Origin of the sequence: Bacterioplanoides pacificum (assembly GCF_042648445.1) — a bacterium.
Lineage (GTDB): Bacteria > Pseudomonadota > Gammaproteobacteria > Pseudomonadales > Oceanobacteraceae > Bacterioplanoides > Bacterioplanoides pacificum.
Window position 1 is genome coordinate 146,134 of record NZ_JBHRYB010000001.1, and the last position, 17,081, is coordinate 163,214.

The window sequence follows — 17,081 nt, forward strand, 5'->3', positions numbered from 1 at the left end:
TGTTGATGGATGGAGTGGTTAACAGCAAACCGCTATACTCCCGCTTTTACCTTATTCCGTTCGGATTCAAGCACCGTATGAAAAGCTCAGAAATTCGCCAGAAGTTCCTCGACTTCTTTGCTTCCAAGGGGCATGACATTGTTGCCTCCAGTCCGCTGGTTCCGGGTAATGACCCGACACTGCTGTTTACCAATGCCGGTATGGTGCAGTTTAAGGATTGTTTCCTGGGCAAAGACAAGCGCAGTTATACCCGGGCCACTACCTCGCAGCGTTGTGTGCGCGCCGGCGGTAAACATAATGACCTGGAAAATGTCGGTTATACCGCCCGTCACCACACCTTCTTTGAAATGCTGGGTAACTTCAGCTTTGGTGATTATTTTAAACAGGATGCAATTGCGTTTGCCTGGGAATTCCTGACTTCAGAGCAGTGGCTGAATCTGCCCGTCGACAAACTGATGGTCACCGTTTACGAAGACGATGACGAAGCATACGACCTGTGGCACAACACCATGGGTGTGCCAGCCGAAAAAATTGTTCGTATTGGTGATAACAAAGGCGAACGTTACGCATCCGATAACTTCTGGGCGATGGGTGATACCGGCCCGTGTGGCCCGTGTAGCGAAATTTTCTACGATCACGGCGAAGAAATCTGGGGCGGGCCTCCGGGGTCTCCGGAAGAAGACGGTGATCGTTTTATCGAAATCTGGAACATCGTTTTTATGCAGTTCGACCGTCAGCCAGACGGCGAAATGTTAGCGCTGCCAAAACCGTCGGTGGATACCGGTATGGGACTGGAGCGGCTGGCGGCTATTCTGCAACATGTCCACAGCAACTATGAAATCGATCTGTTTCAGGCGTTATTGCATGCCGCCGGTGAACTGACCGGTTGCAAGGACACAGAAAATAAATCGTTGCGGGTTATCGCGGATCATATCCGCTCTACCAGTTTCCTGATTGTCGACGGGGTATTACCGTCCAATGAAGGCCGCGGTTACGTATTGCGCCGCATTATTCGTCGTGCGGTACGCCACGGACATATGCTGGGTGCGCCGGCCGGCTTCTTCCACAAACTGGTGCCGGCGCTGGTTGAACAGATGGGTGAAGCGTATCCGGAGCTGACCAATCTGGCCGAACACGTACAAAAAGTTCTGCGTCTGGAAGAAGAACAATTCGCTAAAACCCTGGATAAGGGCATGGCCATTCTTAACGACACCATTGCCGGGCTGGATGGCGATATCATCCCTGGCGAAACCGCGTTTAAACTGTACGACACCTACGGTTTCCCGCTGGACCTGACCGCCGATGTCGCGCGTGAGCGTGAACTGCAGGTTGATGAAGCCGGGTTTGACGCGGCGATGGAAAAACAACGGGCAGCAGCCCGCGCCGCCGGTAACTTTGCCGGTGATTATCACGCTGGTCTGGAAATTGACGGCGAAACGGTATTCCGTGGTTATGAGCAGCTGGAAAACCAGGGGCAGGTTAAAGCGCTGTTTAAAAATGGTGAAGCGGTACAGCAGCTGAACGCCGGTGATGAAGCGATTCTGGTGCTGGATGAAACCGCGTTTTATGCCGAAAGTGGTGGTCAGGCGGGTGATACCGGTTTCCTGAAAGCTGATGGTATCGTGTTCCAGGTTAAAGACACGACCAAAGAAACGGACAATCACCTGCACCAGGGGGTGCTGGTAGAAGGGCAGCTTCAGATTGGTACTCAGCTGACAGCCTGTGTTGATGCTGAAAAACGTCAGACTACGGCGTTGCATCACTCCGCAACTCACTTATTACATGCAGCGTTGCGTAGCGTGCTGGGTGATCATGTGGCTCAGAAGGGCTCTCTGGTCACCTACGATAAACTGCGTTTCGACTTCTCTAATCTGGAAGCAGTATCCGCTGCTGAGCTGCAGCAGATCGAAACCATAGTGAACGCCCAGATCCGCGCGAATACGCCGGTCACTACCCGTCTGATGAATATCGATGAGGCGAAAGCATCCGGTGCAATGGCCTTGTTTGGTGAGAAATACGACGACGAAGTCCGGGTATTATCGATGGGGCGTGATGACTTTTCGGTTGAGCTGTGTGGCGGTACCCATGCCCAGCGTACCGGTGATATCGGCGTGTTAAAAATCACTGCAGAAAGTGGCATTGCCGCCGGTATTCGTCGTATTGAAGCGGTGGTGGGCCAGGCTGCACTGGACTTTATTGCAGCAGAAGAAGCGGCACTGCAAAACATCGCCCGTCAGCTGAAAGGTTCAAAAGACAATGCGGCGGAAAAAGTCGAACAACTGGCCAAGCGCAGCCGTGATCTGGAAAAAGAACTGGAAGCGTTAAAAGCCAAGCTGGCTTCCAGTGCCGGTTCCGACCTGGCGGGTCAGGCAAAAGACGTTAACGGTGTGAAGGTTCTGGCCGCACAGATGGACGGTGCCGACGTACCGGCGCTGCGCAACACCATGGATCAGCTGAAGAATAAGCTGGGCAGTGCCGCGATCATGCTGGCCGCCAACAACGATGGCAAAGTCACCTTGCTGGCTGGCGTCAGCAAAGACCTGATTGCTAAAGGTAAGGCCGGTGATGCGGTTAAGGCCTGCGCTGGTTATGTTGATGGCCGTGGTGGCGGTAAGCCGGAAATGGCCCAGGCCGGTGGCCAGAAACCTGAAGGCATTGCCGAAGCACTGGCAGCCTTTGAACGCTGGGCTGAAGAGACCTTCTGAAGCCACGGTGAGTCAGGCTCCGGCTGCGGAGCCTGACAACGATTTATTCAGTACAGGAAACGGGTTGTTTAAAACGCAGCCAAATCTTTCCTGGTTCGGCTAATTATTGTTTAATTAGCGCCCTTTAATTCAGGCTATTCAGTAATTCGACATGGCGTTATACGTACAGAAATACGGCGGGACCTCGGTGGGTTCGGTCGAGCGGATTGAACACGTCGCGGATAAAGTGAAGTCTTTTCATGATGCGGGTCATCAGGTTGTGGTTGCCGTTTCTGCCATGAGTGGCGAAACCAACCGTCTGATCTCGCTGGCAAAAGATGTCACCGAAACTCCGGATCCACGTGAAATGGATGTGTTGGTGTCCACCGGTGAGCAGGTGACCATTGCACTTTTATCGATGGCGTTGCAGAAACGTGGCGTTAATGCCCGTTCCTTTACTGGCTGGCAGGCAGGTATGAAAACCGACAATGCCTATATGAAAGCCCGTATTGAAAATATTGATACCGATGCCATGCGTAAGCAGCTGAATGACGGTGGTGTGTGTGTGGTGGCTGGTTTTCAGGGCATCGACGACGACAACAATATCACCACTTTAGGTCGTGGCGGTTCTGATACCACGGGTGTTGCGCTGGCCGCCGCACTGGGGGCTGATGAATGTCAGATTTACACCGACGTAGATGGGGTATACACCACCGATCCCCGCGTGGTGCCGAACGCCAAACGTATGGAAAAAATTACCTTCGAAGAAATGCTGGAAATGGCCAGCCTGGGCTCGAAGATCCTGCAGATCCGTTCAGTTGAATTTGCAGGGAAATACAAAGTTCCGCTCCGTGTTCTTTCCAGTTTCGCGGAAGGAAACGGCACTCTGATCACGATGGAGGAGAACAGCTCCGTGGAAAATCCAGTTATCTCCGGTATTGCATTTAATCGCGATGAAGCCAAAGTTACCGTTAAAGGGGTGCCGGACATTCCGGGTGTTGCCTCTAAGATTCTTGTTCCGGTCAGCGATGCCAATATTGAAGTGGATATGATCGTACAGAACGTTTCTGAAGACGGTACCACGGACTTTACCTTTACCGTACATCGCAACGATTACCACAAAGCGCTGGATGTATTACGCAACACCGCCGCCGAGCTGAATGCCCGTGAAGCAACCGGCACCGATGATATCTGTAAAGTATCTATGGTGGGTGTGGGTATGCGCTCACACGCCGGTGTGGCGAGTCAGATGTTTAAGGTTCTGGCGGATGAAAATATCAATATTCTGGCGATTACCACCTCTGAAATTAAAATCTCTGTGGTGATCGAAGAAAAATATCTGGAGCTGGCTGTTCGGGCACTGCATTCCGCCTTCGGCCTGGACGCCGACAGCGACGCAAACTGAACAACAGCCCATCAAGAATAGTGTTAAGAAGGGGTCAACGATTGACCCCTTCTTAATAACTAAAAGTTCTCAAACCCACGTTTACGTGACTTTCAATCTGGTCAGACTGGTCAATACTGGAAGTAAAGGGATGAGAATCAGGCAACTGCCAACAGCACCCTAAAATCGAACAGGAACGTTAGGAGAACCCCTATGTTAATTTTGACTCGTCGTGTCGGCGAAACACTGATGGTTGGTGATGACGTCACCGTGACTGTACTTGGCGTAAAAGGAAACCAGGTACGGATCGGTGTGAATGCACCTAAAGAAGTGGCTGTACACCGTGAAGAAATCTATCAGCGTATTCAGCGCGAAAAAGACGGTGACGGCGAAACAAACGGCAATTATTGAGTGCCGGTTTCAGAGAAATTAGCTAACGTATTAATTTCTTTGAAATTTTCCTTTGAATTTCTGAAGAACGTGGTATTATGCGCGCCGTGACTTGGAGAGATGGCCGAGTGGCTGAAGGCGCGCCCCTGCTAAGGGCGTATAGGTTTACCCCTATCGAGGGTTCGAATCCCTCTCTCTCCGCCACGTTCTTTCTGCTTGTTGCAGATGTGTATTAAAGATAGTTGACAACTCATGCTAACTACCTATAATACGCGCCCCACGATGCGCGCTCGTAGCTCAGCTGGATAGAGTACCTGGCTACGAACCAGGCGGTCGGAGGTTCGAATCCTCCCGAGCGCGCCATTCTTTTTTGAATGATTCCAATCGTGATTTTACTCTGTTTTCAGAGAATGCCTTAAGAGACGCGCTCGTAGCTCAGCTGGATAGAGTACCTGGCTACGAACCAGGCGGTCGAAGGTTCGAATCCTTCCGAGCGCGCCATTTAAGCATCCTTTCTAAGAAATCTAATACTCTGATTTATCCCAGCTATTTAAATCTCTTCGCATCAGCGACGAAGGTGAGAACCTTCTGGTTCGTATCGAGCGTAGCGACAAACGTCAGAGCCTGCGACGACGGCCCGAAGGGCATTGGTAATCCTCCCGAGCGCGCCATTTCTTAAGCTTCATCCGAAGCAGTTTAAATACCTTATTATTTTTCAGATATTAAAGCCATCGTCTCAGCGACGGAGGTAAGAAACCCGTTTTCTCATACTTTTTGACTTCTCTGCTAGGCTTTAAGCAAACTTGCCGGAGAAAACTGTATGTCCTGGTCGCACATCCCGCTGAAACGCAAATTATTACTGGCGATGGCGGGCGCCTTGCTGATTTCTATTACTTTGTCGACCATCATGACGGGGATGTTGATAAAGAACAGTACGGTTAAGCGTATTTCAACGGCTGAAATTCCCGCCACTCTGACCGGAGTTGCTGCTCAGGTGGCGGTAGAAATTGAAACCCGGCTGGCGGTTGCCCGTACCATGGCGGGTAATGTATTTGTTAAGCGCTGGTTGCAGCAAGGTGAAAACAATACTCAGCAGGCTGATGTCACAGCTTACCTGCAACAACTGAAACAGGACGAACAGGCCATCACGGCCTTTCTGGTGTCTGGTGACAGTGGCAATTATTACACTGAAAACGGTCTGGCGCGGCGCCTCAACCCGACTAAGGATGATTGGTTTTACCAGTTTATTAACAGTGGTAAAAATTACAGCCTCGACCTGGATATTGATGACACCACCAAAGTACCGACGTTATTTATTAATTATCGTATTCAGGGGCAGCAGGCGATCACCGGTATTGGCCTGGAAATTCGTCAGTTGTCCGAATTTATCCGCAACTACCAGGTCGGTGAGCGTGGCCAGGTGTATCTGGTGGATGGACAGGGCGATATCAAAATTCACCCCGACAGTCAGTTATCCGGTAATGCCTCGCTGCGGGACCGGCCGCAGTTAAATGCCCGGCTGACCACTTTATTAGCGGATGGTAAACCACAGGTGTTACAGATTACCGAGCCTGTGCCCAGTCTGGTTGCAGCACAATACATCCCGGCCCTCGACTGGTACGTGGTGGTTGAATTGCCAACCGCTGAACTGTTTGCCGCGTTACAACAAATGACAACACTGGTGGTGGTGCTGAATCTGGTGCTGGTGGCGCTGTTTATTATGCTGGCGGTGTGGCTGGCGTCCTCCATTACCCGGCCGATCATCAACACGTCGGCCATGTTGCAGGCGATTGCAGATGGTGATGCCGACTTAACCCGGCGACTGGAAATCAGCAGCGCTGATGAAGTGGGGCAGTTGTCGTCGGCGTTTAATCGCTTCAGCGAAAATATGCGTCAGCTGATTACTCAGCTGGCCGGTACCTCCGGTCAGGTGCATAACGCTGCCGGCGAGGTGTTATCGTCGGCCCGCAGTTCCCACGAAAATTCCCGCGATCAGGTCGACAGCATCACCATGGTGGCTACCGCAATGACAGAAATGGGCGCCACGGTCAGAGAAATCGCCGGCAATGCCGAACAAACTGCCGGTGCCAGCCGCAGTGCGGTACAGGAAGCAAACGCCGGGCAGCAGGTGATGGAAGAAACCACCGCTGAAATGCAGCAATTAAACAACGAGTTGCAGGATATCGCCGCCGCGGTTGGTGAGCTGGCGGGGGATGTTGGCCAGATCAGTTCAGTACTGAGTGTGATCTCCGGGATTTCTGAACAAACCAACCTGCTGGCTCTGAACGCTGCGATTGAGGCCGCCCGCGCCGGAGAACAGGGGCGTGGCTTTGCGGTCGTAGCGGATGAGGTACGTAATCTGGCACAAAAATCACAGCAGGCCACGGAAGAAATTAATGCCATGATTGAACGGCTGCAGAAGGCTTCGGCCACCGCCGTGGATGCGATGCAACATGGCAGCGAACGGTGTGAGGCGGTAGTCAATCGCTCAGCGGATGCGCTGGCGGCGCTGGATGGGGTGCGGCAGTCGATTCAGCTGATGACCGATATGGCGACCCAGGTGGCGACCGCAACGGAAGAACAATCGACCGTGGTCAGTGATCTGGATAAACACATCAGTCATATCAACAGCCTGGCGGAGCAGACCGTACAGGCGTCTGAAACAACCGCCACCGTATGCGAGGAACAGCTCGAATCGGCGTCGCAGGACCTGACTCAGATCGTCGCCAATTTCCGTTATTAACCACGGCTTAGCGGCAATAAAAAAAGCTCTCCAGCCGGCGGCTGGAGAGCTTTTTGCTGACTGCTTATTGCAGTGCTAATAATTTCTCCATACGTTCCAGATCATTTAACACACGCCAGTCACCACCGCCATCTACGACCCGGTTTTGCCAGTTGGCGAGTCGTGACAGGTAGTCTCGCGGGTCGATATTATCGCTGCGTAACTTAGTGACATTGAGAGCAACGACGTGAATGTTATCCAGGCTAATTGGAAAGTCTCTAATGTGATCATCGGGTAAATCCTCTTCTAAATCAGAAAAAATAAATACGTATTTATTGCCGGCGCCGGTTTCGTTTAAATATTGTGTCGCCTGTAATACCCCACCGCTGATATCGGTATTGGCGCTGCCATGACTCAGACCCGCGGCAAACTGATCGATGGCCTGTTTAAATCGGCGTTTCTGGTCATTGGCAGCACTGGGGCGCATGTCAAAAGTAGTTTTGGCAATAATGTCTTTTTCGCTGAAGCTGCCGCTGTCGATGCGGGCGACTGCCATAGAATCACCACTGTCGAGGTTCGCCAGCAGGTAATTAATAATCGCCTGGGCTTTATTCAGTTCGGCGGTGTAAGTGCCGGAGGTATCAATTAATAAATACACGGCATTATTTTCAGCTACCGGTTCGCCACAGCCGGCCAGTGATAAGGTCACTGGCAAACTGACGGTCGCGATGAATTTCTGTAAGCGGTTCATTATTCATTCCTCCGTCAGGCGGCCAGTGCGTTGTTGTCGTCAGTGTCGTGGTTCTGGATATTGCGGGGTTTAGGTGTACGTTTTGTCAGCGCCTTTTCCAGTGCCAGCGGTATCATGATGGCCAGGTCATACACATGGGTCAGGGTTGTGAACAGGCTGGCGGCTAAGCGTCCGCTGCTGCGGCAGATAATGGCCAGCAGTTGTAATGCGCTGCTCAGCACTACCCCTAACACCGTGCGTAATGAATGGATAAAGGACTCCAGCGGAATGGCGATAAACGCCAGTGCAAAAGGCAGAATAAAGCCCATCACCATCTGACCAATCGATGGAATCCAGCGGAATTCCGCATGGCCGTCAATAACACCGCTGCTGGCGGCCGCCAGACTGAGCGACTGCTGCAGTGCTTCACGGTCAAGGGCCAATAAATCACGCATATACGCCAGTGATGCTTCGATCCCTGCCAGTACGGTGAGAATGGTCAGGCTGATGATCATCATGCGGCGGCGCATTTTATCGTCCATGCTGGCAATCACCGGGAACAGCCGGGTAATACGCATGGATTCCAGTAAAAACAGGCCCATGGCCACTTCGATCAGGATAATCACCAGCGCCGCGATGTCGGAGGTTTTCATGGCGCCGATATAACTGGTGCCGCCCACCATTTCTGACATTGGCATAGCAATTAACTGGAAGTTAATCAGGCCACCCAACAGTGCAATGGTTAATACCAGGCCGGAAATAAAAAACTGCGTCAGTGAACTGGAGGTCAGGCTGCGCAGCGTGCCGTCTTCGGCGCGGCGGATTTCTTCATATTGCTGCATCTGTTTATCCAGCTGATGGCTGCGCTGATCCAGGCCGTCGATGGTGCTACCCACTTCAGCGACCTGATCGTTCAGGCGGCGCCACAGTGGCTGCATTTTACTGAGCTGTTGCTGTCGCTGAGCGACGCTGTGCTGGTACGCCTTCAGGGTTTCTTTGTGGGTTTCTTCCACCGCTTGCTGAATATTGGTCAGTACTTTAGCGACCGCCGGATCACCATGGCTGGGTAATTCGGCAATGGTGCTGACCACCTCGCTCCAGGCCGGTGGTAACGGCGGATTATCGGCGGTTTGCTGGTAGTTACTCTCGATCTCGGCGATATGGCTGCTGATCTGGCGCTGCAGCCCCGGGTAACCTGCCAGATCGCGGGCGACCAGGGTCTGGATACGGCAGAACTCGCGTTCAATCCGGCGTTCGGCATCGTGACGGGCGGCGCTTAATAACACCTCGCGATTACGTTCGTTCAGCGCCCGCTGCCAGCGTTGCAGGGCACGGCTGCTGAGACGCAGCAGTTGCTGCAGACCGCTCCCCAGCGATAACAGAATCTGGTGCGCCGGCTGGCGGGCAAAATACATCAGGGTCATAACCAGCAGCAGCCAGACAGAAGCGGATAAAGCTGCGTGGTCAGACCAGAGAGTCAGAAGGTTGGTCATGGTCTTATCCTCGTTGCGGGGGCCCGTTGTGAGCCGATGAAACCAGTGTGTAAAACGCTGGTGAAAAATCGGTGAGAAGAATGTGATTTGTGTCGCTGCTGCTGTGTTGCCGGCTTCTGTTTCTGACGCTGGCTGGTATGCTGAAGGCCTGCCGCAGCGCTCAGTCGCGGCCAATCAGGACGTGACTGAAACAGGTAAAAGGATCGCAGCATGATTAAAATTTTCTGGGTGGAGGATCAGCAACACTGGATCGATAAGTTCCGGCCAGTGCTGCAAAGTAATCACTTTGCGCCCGGTGAGCCGCCGCTGGCTGGCGCTGAACAAAACCGCTTAGAAGTGTTTAAACAGCTGGATGCGGCCCTGGCCCGCATCGCCCAGACCGACCACAGCGATGCCCCCCAGATTGCGCTGCTGGACGCCAGCCTGAATGGCGACGACGATGGTGGCTATACCATAGCCCGGGCGTTGTTAAAAAAATGGCCGGCATTACCGATCGTCTTTTTATCGGAACACTCCGGTACCGGGATTGAGCAGAAAGCGTTTGAAGAAGGTGTAAGCCGCGATTTTATTGCAAAAAATCAGCGCAATATTGAAGCGGTACTGCTGTGGCGTATGAAAGCGTTGCTGAAAGATGTATTGGCTCCGGCAGCGCAATCACGGCAGCTGACCAGTGGTGACCTGAGTATCGATCTGATCAGCTGGGAAGTACGCTGGCGAGGTAATGTGCTGATGAATCCGGCCAATCCGAAACGGCCGCTGGCGCCGACACCGCGTAAAATTTTACGCTTTCTGGTTGAGGCTTCCCCGCGCCCGGTAACCACATTACAGATGGCTGAGTGGCTGGAAGCAGACCTGGAAAAATTTTCTTACGCCAATTACCGCCAGCATATTAAAACCCTGCGCAAATCACTGGCGCTGGCTCATGGTGATGAACAGGCTTTTATGGATTTGTGTCGTGCCGGTGACGGTGTGGCGACATTTGGCGCCGATGGCGCTTATTTATGGAAAGCACCAGCGGAGCGTGTGTAATGAACAAGGGCAGGGAGGAAAAATTCCGGTTTTCCATGCATTACCCCTGGCGCACCTTATGTGCGGCTGTGTTGCTGGGCAGCTATGCCTTGTTGTTATTGTCGCCTGCACTGCAACAGCGGCTGGCGCTGCCAGCTGGCTGGTGGCAGCCGGAATACCTGCAGGGCGCGTTTGTGGTGTTGCTGTTGGTTGCCTGGTTTGAGCTGGTCAGATTTCGTCAGCAGCAACAAAAACTGCGCTCCCTCGTTGAGCAGTTATGGCTGACTAAGCGTGAGTTGCAGCTGAAAGCACAAACGTCGGCCAGTCATACCGATAAACTGAAATTATTTATCAGTGATAAATTACTGGAATACATCGAATACGACGAAAAATTTCTGCATTTTAAAAGCATCGCGTCTGAGGTGCGTCATAACGGTGTTATTTCATTTGATAAAGTGCAGTCAGCGTTATTGTACGCCCGGGATCACAGTCTGCCGGATGAACAGGGCACACAGGCGACCTTGTACCTGGAAGCGCTGGTGGGGATGCGTTATTTATGGGATCTGCTGGATTTATCCACCACCGATAATATGGCGTTGCATATTGGCGATCATATTGCGGCCTGTGAAGAACAGGTATTCGCCGCTGAGCTGCAGGGGATTAATGCTGAGGAATTACCACAGGCTCCGTTGTTTGATCCGCGCCAGGCATTGGTCGATAGCCTGACGTTACACCTCGGGCTGGAGGTGTTGCGACGTGGCAATAAGGACAGCACTGAGGCGGCGGAACCACAAGCGCTGTGGCAGGCCGTGCTTGAGGATCATCCTGACGAACCTTTGTATTTGCAGGATAATAACGGCCACTTCCGGGTTGATATTTTTCCGTGTGAGGTGTTGTTGGGCAATGCCAATCACTTTGTTTTATTACTGGAGAATCTGTTACGTAATGCGCAGTTTTTTGCCGGTAAACGTCAGTATAAAAGTCCGTTCCCCGGAGTCAGTGTCAGCCTGAAAGAACAGCAACATTATCTGGATCTGAGTATTTATAACCGTGGACCGCATATCAGCCCGCAACAACAGGCGCAGATGTTTCAGCTGGGGTATTCCACCCGGCGGGTGAAAGAGCATAACGGCAAAGGGTTAGGGTTGTATTTTGTGCAGCAGATTGTGCAGGGGTTTGATGGTGTGGTGGTGCCGCATAATATCGACAATCAGGCCTGCCAATATCATTTGCGGCTGCAGCTGGCAGACGGAGAAATACGCCATATCAGTCTGCATCAGCAGCTTGAGGACGGTTTGCCACTGATTCGCACGGATGACTGTGCAGCACAAAAACACTGGCAGCTGGTACTGGATAAAGCGCTGGTCAGCATTGAAGTCTCGCAGCCGGCGGCTGATTGCGTCAGCCGGCTGGAAGTGAATAACAGATTCAGAAGCTGGTTTGATCCACAACATCCGGGCCGGCCGCAGTGGCAAATCACCCTCAGTGGCCGTAAACAGGATAAATTAAGTTTTATTGCGCTGGATATCCGCGGTGTTGAATTTAATCTGCGTATGCCAACGCTGACGGGCCGGATGGACGGCATTCCGGCATTAGATGATGGCCCGGATGTGGATAAGCTGGGTGAGCATTTTCAGGCGCCGGATGATTTTTAAGCAGTCGCTTTGTGGGTTGTAACGTTGTGGGTTGTAACGGCAGCAGCGCACGTATGATCAGTTAGTGATAAAATCCGGCGTAAGATTCAATCCCGAACCCTTTGCCGAACGGAGCTGACGTGACCACCCGCATAGCAATTAATGGCTTTGGCCGTATTGGCCGTTGTGTTTTACGTGCGCTGTACGAGAACGGTTATCGCGACCGCCTGCAGGTGGTGGCCATTAACGAGCTGGCGGATATCGAATCGCTGCGCTATATGCTCAACTACGACAGCACCCACGGGCGTTTTCCCGGTGATGTCAGCATTGCCGATGAGCGTCATTTGCTGGTCAACGGCGATCGTATCTGCGTCCGCCATGTTGAAGATCCGGCACAGCTGAACTGGTCTGAGCTGGGCATTGATCTGGTGCTGGAGTGTACCGGCCAGATTAAAACCCGCGCTGATGCCGAACAACATCAGCAGCGTGGCGCCGCCAGGGTACTGATCTCCAACCCGGCCGATGCCGCGGTGGATAACACCATTATTTATGGTCTGAATCACACCAGCCTGACGGCTGAACACCGTATTGTGTCGAACGGCTCCTGTTCCACCAATTGCCTGATCCCGGTGTTAACCCTGCTTGATCAGGCCTATGGCATTGAAGCCGGTGTCACCACCACCATTCACTCGGCGATGAACGATCAGCCGGTGATCGATGCCTACCACTCGGATTTGCGCCGCACCCGTTCCGCGGTACAGAGTATTATTCCGGTGGATACCGGTTTGCCAAAAGGGATCAGCCGCCTGATGCCACAGCTGGATGGCAAAATCGAAAGCCTGCATCTGCGGGTGCCAACCGCTAACGTATCGGCCCTCGATCTCAGTATTCAGCTGCAACAAAATACCAGCGCGGCGGCGGTGAATGAACTGCTGCGCGCAGCGGCAGCAGGCCAGGTGGAAGGGCTGAATCTGCAGGGAATTCTGGGGATCAGCGCTGAACCTCACGCCTCCATCGACTTTAATCACGACCCGCGTTCCGGGGTGGTGGATGCCACCCAGACCCGGGTCAGTGGCGGCCGGTTGTTAAAACTGCTGGTATGGTTTGATAACGAATGGGGCTTTGCCAACCGTATGCTGGATACCGCAGCACTGATGACACAGCCCGACGAGTGGTAAACAAGCCGTCAGAACTGACGGCAATCGAGCCACTGTTTATTGCTGTTGCTGACCAGTTGCTGCAGTGCCGGTAAATTATGCAACGCGCGGCTGTGAATATCGTGGTACAGGATAATGCCACGGCGCCATAACAACATCAGCGTGGTTACCCGGTCGGCCACCTGCTGATCGGTTAACTTACGGTTCCAGTCCTGGCTGTCGATATTCCATAACATCAGCTTTTCCTGCTGTTGCTGCAGATCGGTTAACAACGCTGGCTGACGCTGGCCATACGGCGGCCGGAACCAATAAGGGCCGGGCTGATAGGCGTTTAACTGCGTGCGGGTATCGGCCAGTGACTGTTGCCAGTTTTCCCATTTCTGATGGCTTTTATGCTGATAACCGTGAGACGCCAGACACTGATCTTTATAGAGTGCTTTGGGCGGTTTTACTTTCTCCAGATTTTCACCCAGCACAAAAAAGAAGGCGTGAATATTCAGCTGATTCAGCGCCTGAGTTAAGGGTGCGCTGCGTTTCGCCGATGGGCCATCATCGTAGGTTAATAAAAACTCACCATCGTTTAATTCAAAACCGCTGACTTCCTGCTCAGAAAATACCTCAATTTCACTGCTGATACGCGGAAACAAGGCGGCTAAACGCACCTGTTCGTATAAATAACGCTGATGAAATTTACGGCTGTGTTGTGCCCATTCGGCCAACCCGGCGGGTAACTGTTGTTGCAGTTGTTTTTGACTGAGTTGTTGCAACGCCGGCCAGTCGGTTGCGCAGGAACCGGCGTCCAGGCTGTGGCAGGCTTGTCGATGATTATTCAGCAGCCGCTGCCGGGTGCTGGTTAACCAGTGTTGCACCTGTGCCGGGTTAATCTTCTTTAATCCGGTAAAGGCTTTTATATCCGCTTCCTGCTGCAGTGCGGTCTGGCTGATAACCAGGGTTAACATCTGAATTTCGGCATTGGAAGCACGATCAAACTGTTCACTGCTGCTGATCGGGTAAGGCCATAAATCGCGCTTTAAAGTGGCGACTTTTTCCGGCCCGGCGGCCTGTGCCACTAACGGCAGACAAAGGCAGGATAACAGGCCAAAACGTGATAAAAATAAGCGCGCTGATTTCATAACGGCTCCTGTTGAGGGGAGAAAAGACAGGAATCACCCGACGGCAGAACACCGCCGGGTAACGCAGCACTTATTGCAGTTTTTCCTGCATGCGCTGAATGCCTTTGTCGTAAGCACTGTGCTGGCGCAGCGCTTTGGCTTTATTGAAGTTATCCAGCGCGTCCTGCCATTGGCCATTACCTTCGTAGATACGGGCAATGTTGTAATAGCTGCTGGCCTGAACCCGGTTTTTGTTTTTACCGCTGGCCAGTTCAATGGCTTTACGGTTAGCCCACAGCGCTTCGGCGGTGCGGTTCAGTTTCTGGTAAGTCAGACCCAGATTGCTGTAAGCCTGGCCGTAAGACGGATACAGGTTGATGGCATCCTGGAACTTGTACATGGCATCTTCCAGGCGTTTTTCGTGGTACAGAGATTCGCCCCGGGTATTGATGCGCTTCGCTTCTTTTTTGATTGCCGGTGTTACCAGCGAGTGATTCTCGAAGGAGTCGGCGGCAATCAGGCTGTCCATATGGCTGGCCAGACCCTCACGGCTGAGGCTCAGGTACTGGTTGATATCGTGGAATGCGCCGTTTTCATCAATACCAAATACCACCCAGCTGGTGGCGGTGGTATCCGGCTGGACGCGGTAAGTCCGAATCAGAGTCTGGCCGACATACACTTCTACCCGGGCGTTGCTGAAGCCCATCTCTTTGGAATCTTTGCGATTACCGGAGCCGTTAGTGAAGTCGTGCACCGCATACACATAACGCTGACCATCGTACTTCTGTTCAATGGTGATGGTTTCAGGGCCAAAGCTGGTGGTGTCATCGACGTCCAGGTTGGCGTTGTCACCGTTTTTCTCAACGTAAAACACGTGGTTGTTGGGGAAGGTCAGGTGAGAATCCAGGTCGCGTGGCGTTTCGCCCCAGGTTAATACCGCCCGCAGGCCATCCAGATTCTGCATTACCGGCGATAACGCGTAGGTGAAGTTATCACACGGGCACTTCACCACCAGGGTGGAATACCCCGGCTTATTGATGATCATGGTGGTGTCAGCATCGTCGGTCAGGCTGGCGGGTACCGTAGCGCTGCCGTCGGCGGCGGTCACCGCCTGTTGTGAACCTTCACCGTTACGCTGCCAGGTCACCTGAGCGCCATCGATGGATTTGTCTTTTACCACGGCGCTCAGCACCTTAATATCACCAGCCTGTGCCTGGCCGGCTAACAGTGCTGTGGCGGAGAACAGCACGGAAGTAAACAGATTGCGCATTATCATTCCTTAATGTCGTAAGCAGGAAGCTGTGCCGTAGGCCGGCCAGCAAAGGGTAAAGTCTAATGGCTCAAACCCGAGTTCACCAGTGATAAACTTCTCATTTTAAAACAGCTTTAAGCGGTTATTGTTGCTGCTATAATGCCGCCTTTTGTTCGCCCGGCTGGCCAGCTGGCAGGGCTCAACGGGTAATAACAGCGGGAGAGACCATGACTGTTTTAAAAATGACCGATCTGGATCTGAAAGGTAAACGGGTTCTGATTCGTGAAGACTTAAACGTACCGGTAAAAGACGGCAAAGTAACATCGGATGCACGTATCCGGGCCTCGTTGCCAACCATCCAGCACGCGCTGGCAGCCGGTGCCAAGGTCATTGTTATGTCTCATCTGGGTCGCCCGACCGAAGGCGAGTACGAGGAGAAATTCTCGATGCAGCCGGTGGCTGATCACCTGGCGGGTCTGCTGGGTCGCAACGTCGAAGTAGTGAAAGACTTTAACGCCGGTGTTGAGGTCGCGGAAGGCGAGCTGGTGTTGCTGGAAAACGTGCGTTTTAACCCGGGTGAAAAGAAAGACACTGATGAACTGGCACAAGCGTACGCCCAGCTGTGTGACGTGTTTGTGATGGACGCTTTTGGTACCGCTCACCGCGCCCAGGCGTCGACTCACGGTGTTGCTAAATTCGCCCCGGTTGCCTGTGCCGGACCTCTGCTGGCTGCTGAGCTGGAGGCGTTAGGCAAAGCGCTGGATAACCCCGCTCGTCCGCTGGTGGCGATTGTTGGTGGCTCCAAAGTGTCGACCAAGCTGGAAGTGCTGGAAAGCCTGTCTGACGTATGTGACCAGATCATCGTCGGTGGTGGTATCGCCAATACGTTCCTGGCGGCGGCAGGCAAGCCGGTAGGTAAGTCTCTGTGTGAAAACGACCTGATTGCAAACGCCAAAGCTCTGATGGACAAGGTGTCTATTCCGGTTCCGACCGATGTGGTGTGTGGTAAAGAATTCTCCGAAACGGCTGAAGCGACGCTGAAATCGGCAGACGATGTTGCTGAAGACGATATGATCTTTGATATCGGCCCGGATTCTGCCAAAGCCCTGGCTGAGCAATTAAAAGAAGCCAAAACCATTATCTGGAATGGCCCGGTGGGGGTGTTCGAATTCGACCAGTTTGGTGAAGGCACTAAAGCCCTGTCGCTGGCTATTGCCGATTCCGACGGCTTCTCCATCGCCGGTGGTGGTGACACACTGGCTGCCGTGGATAAGTACGACATTGCCGATAAAGTCTCTTACATCTCTACCGGTGGTGGTGCCTTCCTGGAATTCGTTGAAGGCAAAACCCTGCCTGCGGTTGCGATTCTGGAGCAACGTGCCAAGCAGTAATATCCAGCGTACCGGATAACTGATCAGCCGATGCCGACCGAGAGGTCGGCATCGGCTTTTTAGTCGCTGGCCACACCTGTTACTAAGCGGCAGAAACCGCTAGAATAGCGGCCAATTGACTAAC

At 52.9% G+C, this 17,081-nt stretch carries 12 protein-coding genes and 3 tRNA genes; 11 read left to right on the forward strand and 4 right to left on the reverse strand.

Features of this window, described 5'->3' with window-relative positions:
* The first annotated feature begins 77 nt into the window (after window positions 1–77).
* From alaS to ACFOMG_RS00800, 7 genes are all read left to right on the forward strand, one after another.
* Entirely contained in the window at window positions 78–2,705 is a 2,628-nt protein-coding gene (gene alaS / locus ACFOMG_RS00770; protein ID WP_376864192.1) for an alanine--tRNA ligase, read from the forward strand.
* A gap of 151 nt (window positions 2,706–2,856) precedes the next feature.
* Window positions 2,857–4,089, forward strand: a complete 1,233-nt coding sequence (locus ACFOMG_RS00775; RefSeq protein ID WP_376864193.1) for an aspartate kinase — start codon at window positions 2,857–2,859, stop codon at window positions 4,087–4,089.
* A 192-nt stretch (window positions 4,090–4,281) separates the two neighbouring features.
* The gene (csrA, locus tag ACFOMG_RS00780) at window positions 4,282–4,479 is read left to right on the forward strand and encodes a carbon storage regulator CsrA (RefSeq protein ID WP_376864194.1); all 198 of its coding nucleotides are present in this window, start codon (window positions 4,282–4,284) and stop codon (window positions 4,477–4,479) included.
* 93 nt (window positions 4,480–4,572) lie between these two features.
* Window positions 4,573–4,662 (forward strand) — tRNA-Ser (locus tag ACFOMG_RS00785).
* A gap of 82 nt (window positions 4,663–4,744) precedes the next feature.
* Window positions 4,745–4,821 (forward strand) — tRNA-Arg (locus tag ACFOMG_RS00790).
* 61 nt (window positions 4,822–4,882) lie between these two features.
* Window positions 4,883–4,959 (forward strand) — tRNA-Arg (locus ACFOMG_RS00795).
* 319 nt (window positions 4,960–5,278) lie between these two features.
* Window positions 5,279–7,201, forward strand: a complete 1,923-nt coding sequence (locus ACFOMG_RS00800) for a methyl-accepting chemotaxis protein (protein ID WP_376864195.1) — start codon at window positions 5,279–5,281, stop codon at window positions 7,199–7,201.
* A gap of 64 nt (window positions 7,202–7,265) precedes the next feature.
* On the opposite strand, the gene ACFOMG_RS00805 is transcribed toward ACFOMG_RS00800, so the two are convergent.
* Both ACFOMG_RS00805 and ACFOMG_RS00810 read right to left on the reverse strand, forming a co-directional pair.
* Complete coding sequence (locus ACFOMG_RS00805; protein WP_376864196.1) at window positions 7,266–7,931, reverse strand: VWA domain-containing protein; 666 nt, start codon at window positions 7,929–7,931, stop codon at window positions 7,266–7,268.
* Window positions 7,932–7,945: 14 nt separating this feature from the next.
* Window positions 7,946–9,403 (reverse strand): hypothetical protein, encoded by a 1,458-nt coding sequence (locus ACFOMG_RS00810; RefSeq protein WP_376864197.1) that lies wholly within the window; start codon window positions 9,401–9,403, stop codon window positions 7,946–7,948.
* 210 nt (window positions 9,404–9,613) lie between these two features.
* Between ACFOMG_RS00810 and ACFOMG_RS00815 the strand changes: the two genes are divergently transcribed.
* From ACFOMG_RS00815 to ACFOMG_RS00825, 3 genes are all read left to right on the forward strand, one after another.
* On the forward strand, window positions 9,614–10,432 hold the full coding sequence (locus ACFOMG_RS00815) for a response regulator transcription factor (RefSeq protein ID WP_376864198.1): 819 nt from the start codon (window positions 9,614–9,616) through the stop codon (window positions 10,430–10,432).
* Window positions 10,432–12,066, forward strand: a complete 1,635-nt coding sequence (locus ACFOMG_RS00820) for a sensor histidine kinase (protein ID WP_376864199.1) — start codon at window positions 10,432–10,434, stop codon at window positions 12,064–12,066. Before ACFOMG_RS00815 ends, ACFOMG_RS00820 begins: the two co-directional genes overlap by 1 nt.
* A 119-nt stretch (window positions 12,067–12,185) precedes the next feature.
* Window positions 12,186–13,223, forward strand: a complete 1,038-nt coding sequence (locus ACFOMG_RS00825) for a type I glyceraldehyde-3-phosphate dehydrogenase (RefSeq protein WP_376864200.1) — start codon at window positions 12,186–12,188, stop codon at window positions 13,221–13,223.
* An 8-nt stretch (window positions 13,224–13,231) separates the two neighbouring features.
* On the opposite strand, the gene ACFOMG_RS00830 is transcribed toward ACFOMG_RS00825, so the two are convergent.
* Together ACFOMG_RS00830 and ACFOMG_RS00835 are read right to left on the reverse strand one after the other, a co-directional pair.
* Complete coding sequence (locus ACFOMG_RS00830) at window positions 13,232–14,335, reverse strand: polysaccharide deacetylase family protein (RefSeq protein WP_376864201.1); 1,104 nt, start codon at window positions 14,333–14,335, stop codon at window positions 13,232–13,234.
* A 70-nt stretch (window positions 14,336–14,405) separates the two neighbouring features.
* Complete coding sequence (locus tag ACFOMG_RS00835) at window positions 14,406–15,584, reverse strand: tetratricopeptide repeat protein (RefSeq protein WP_376864202.1); 1,179 nt, start codon at window positions 15,582–15,584, stop codon at window positions 14,406–14,408.
* A 209-nt stretch (window positions 15,585–15,793) separates the two neighbouring features.
* On the opposite strand from ACFOMG_RS00835, the gene ACFOMG_RS00840 reads away from it, so the two are divergent.
* A complete protein-coding gene (locus ACFOMG_RS00840) occupies window positions 15,794–16,957 on the forward strand; it encodes a phosphoglycerate kinase (protein ID WP_376864203.1) in 1,164 nt (387 codons plus the stop codon).
* The last annotated feature ends 124 nt before the right edge of the window (window positions 16,958–17,081 follow it).

Excerpts from the sequence above, each read along its gene's own strand:
- alaS (WP_376864192.1), top strand. The coding sequence starts at position 78 with ATGAAAAGCTCAGAAATTCGCCAGAAGTTCCTCGACTTCTTTGCTTCC.
- ACFOMG_RS00775 (WP_376864193.1), top strand. The coding sequence starts at position 2,857 with ATGGCGTTATACGTACAGAAATACGGCGGGACCTCGGTGGGTTCGGTC.
- csrA (WP_376864194.1), top strand. The coding sequence starts at position 4,282 with ATGTTAATTTTGACTCGTCGTGTCGGCGAAACACTGATGGTTGGTGAT.
- ACFOMG_RS00800 (WP_376864195.1), top strand. The coding sequence starts at position 5,279 with ATGTCCTGGTCGCACATCCCGCTGAAACGCAAATTATTACTGGCGATG.
- ACFOMG_RS00805 (WP_376864196.1), bottom strand. The coding sequence starts at position 7,931 with ATGAACCGCTTACAGAAATTCATCGCGACCGTCAGTTTGCCAGTGACC.
- ACFOMG_RS00810 (WP_376864197.1), bottom strand. The coding sequence starts at position 9,403 with ATGACCAACCTTCTGACTCTCTGGTCTGACCACGCAGCTTTATCCGCT.
- ACFOMG_RS00815 (WP_376864198.1), top strand. The coding sequence starts at position 9,614 with ATGATTAAAATTTTCTGGGTGGAGGATCAGCAACACTGGATCGATAAG.
- ACFOMG_RS00820 (WP_376864199.1), top strand. The coding sequence starts at position 10,432 with ATGAACAAGGGCAGGGAGGAAAAATTCCGGTTTTCCATGCATTACCCC.
- ACFOMG_RS00830 (WP_376864201.1), bottom strand. The coding sequence starts at position 14,335 with ATGAAATCAGCGCGCTTATTTTTATCACGTTTTGGCCTGTTATCCTGC.
- ACFOMG_RS00835 (WP_376864202.1), bottom strand. The coding sequence starts at position 15,584 with ATGCGCAATCTGTTTACTTCCGTGCTGTTCTCCGCCACAGCACTGTTA.
- ACFOMG_RS00840 (WP_376864203.1), top strand. The coding sequence starts at position 15,794 with ATGACTGTTTTAAAAATGACCGATCTGGATCTGAAAGGTAAACGGGTT.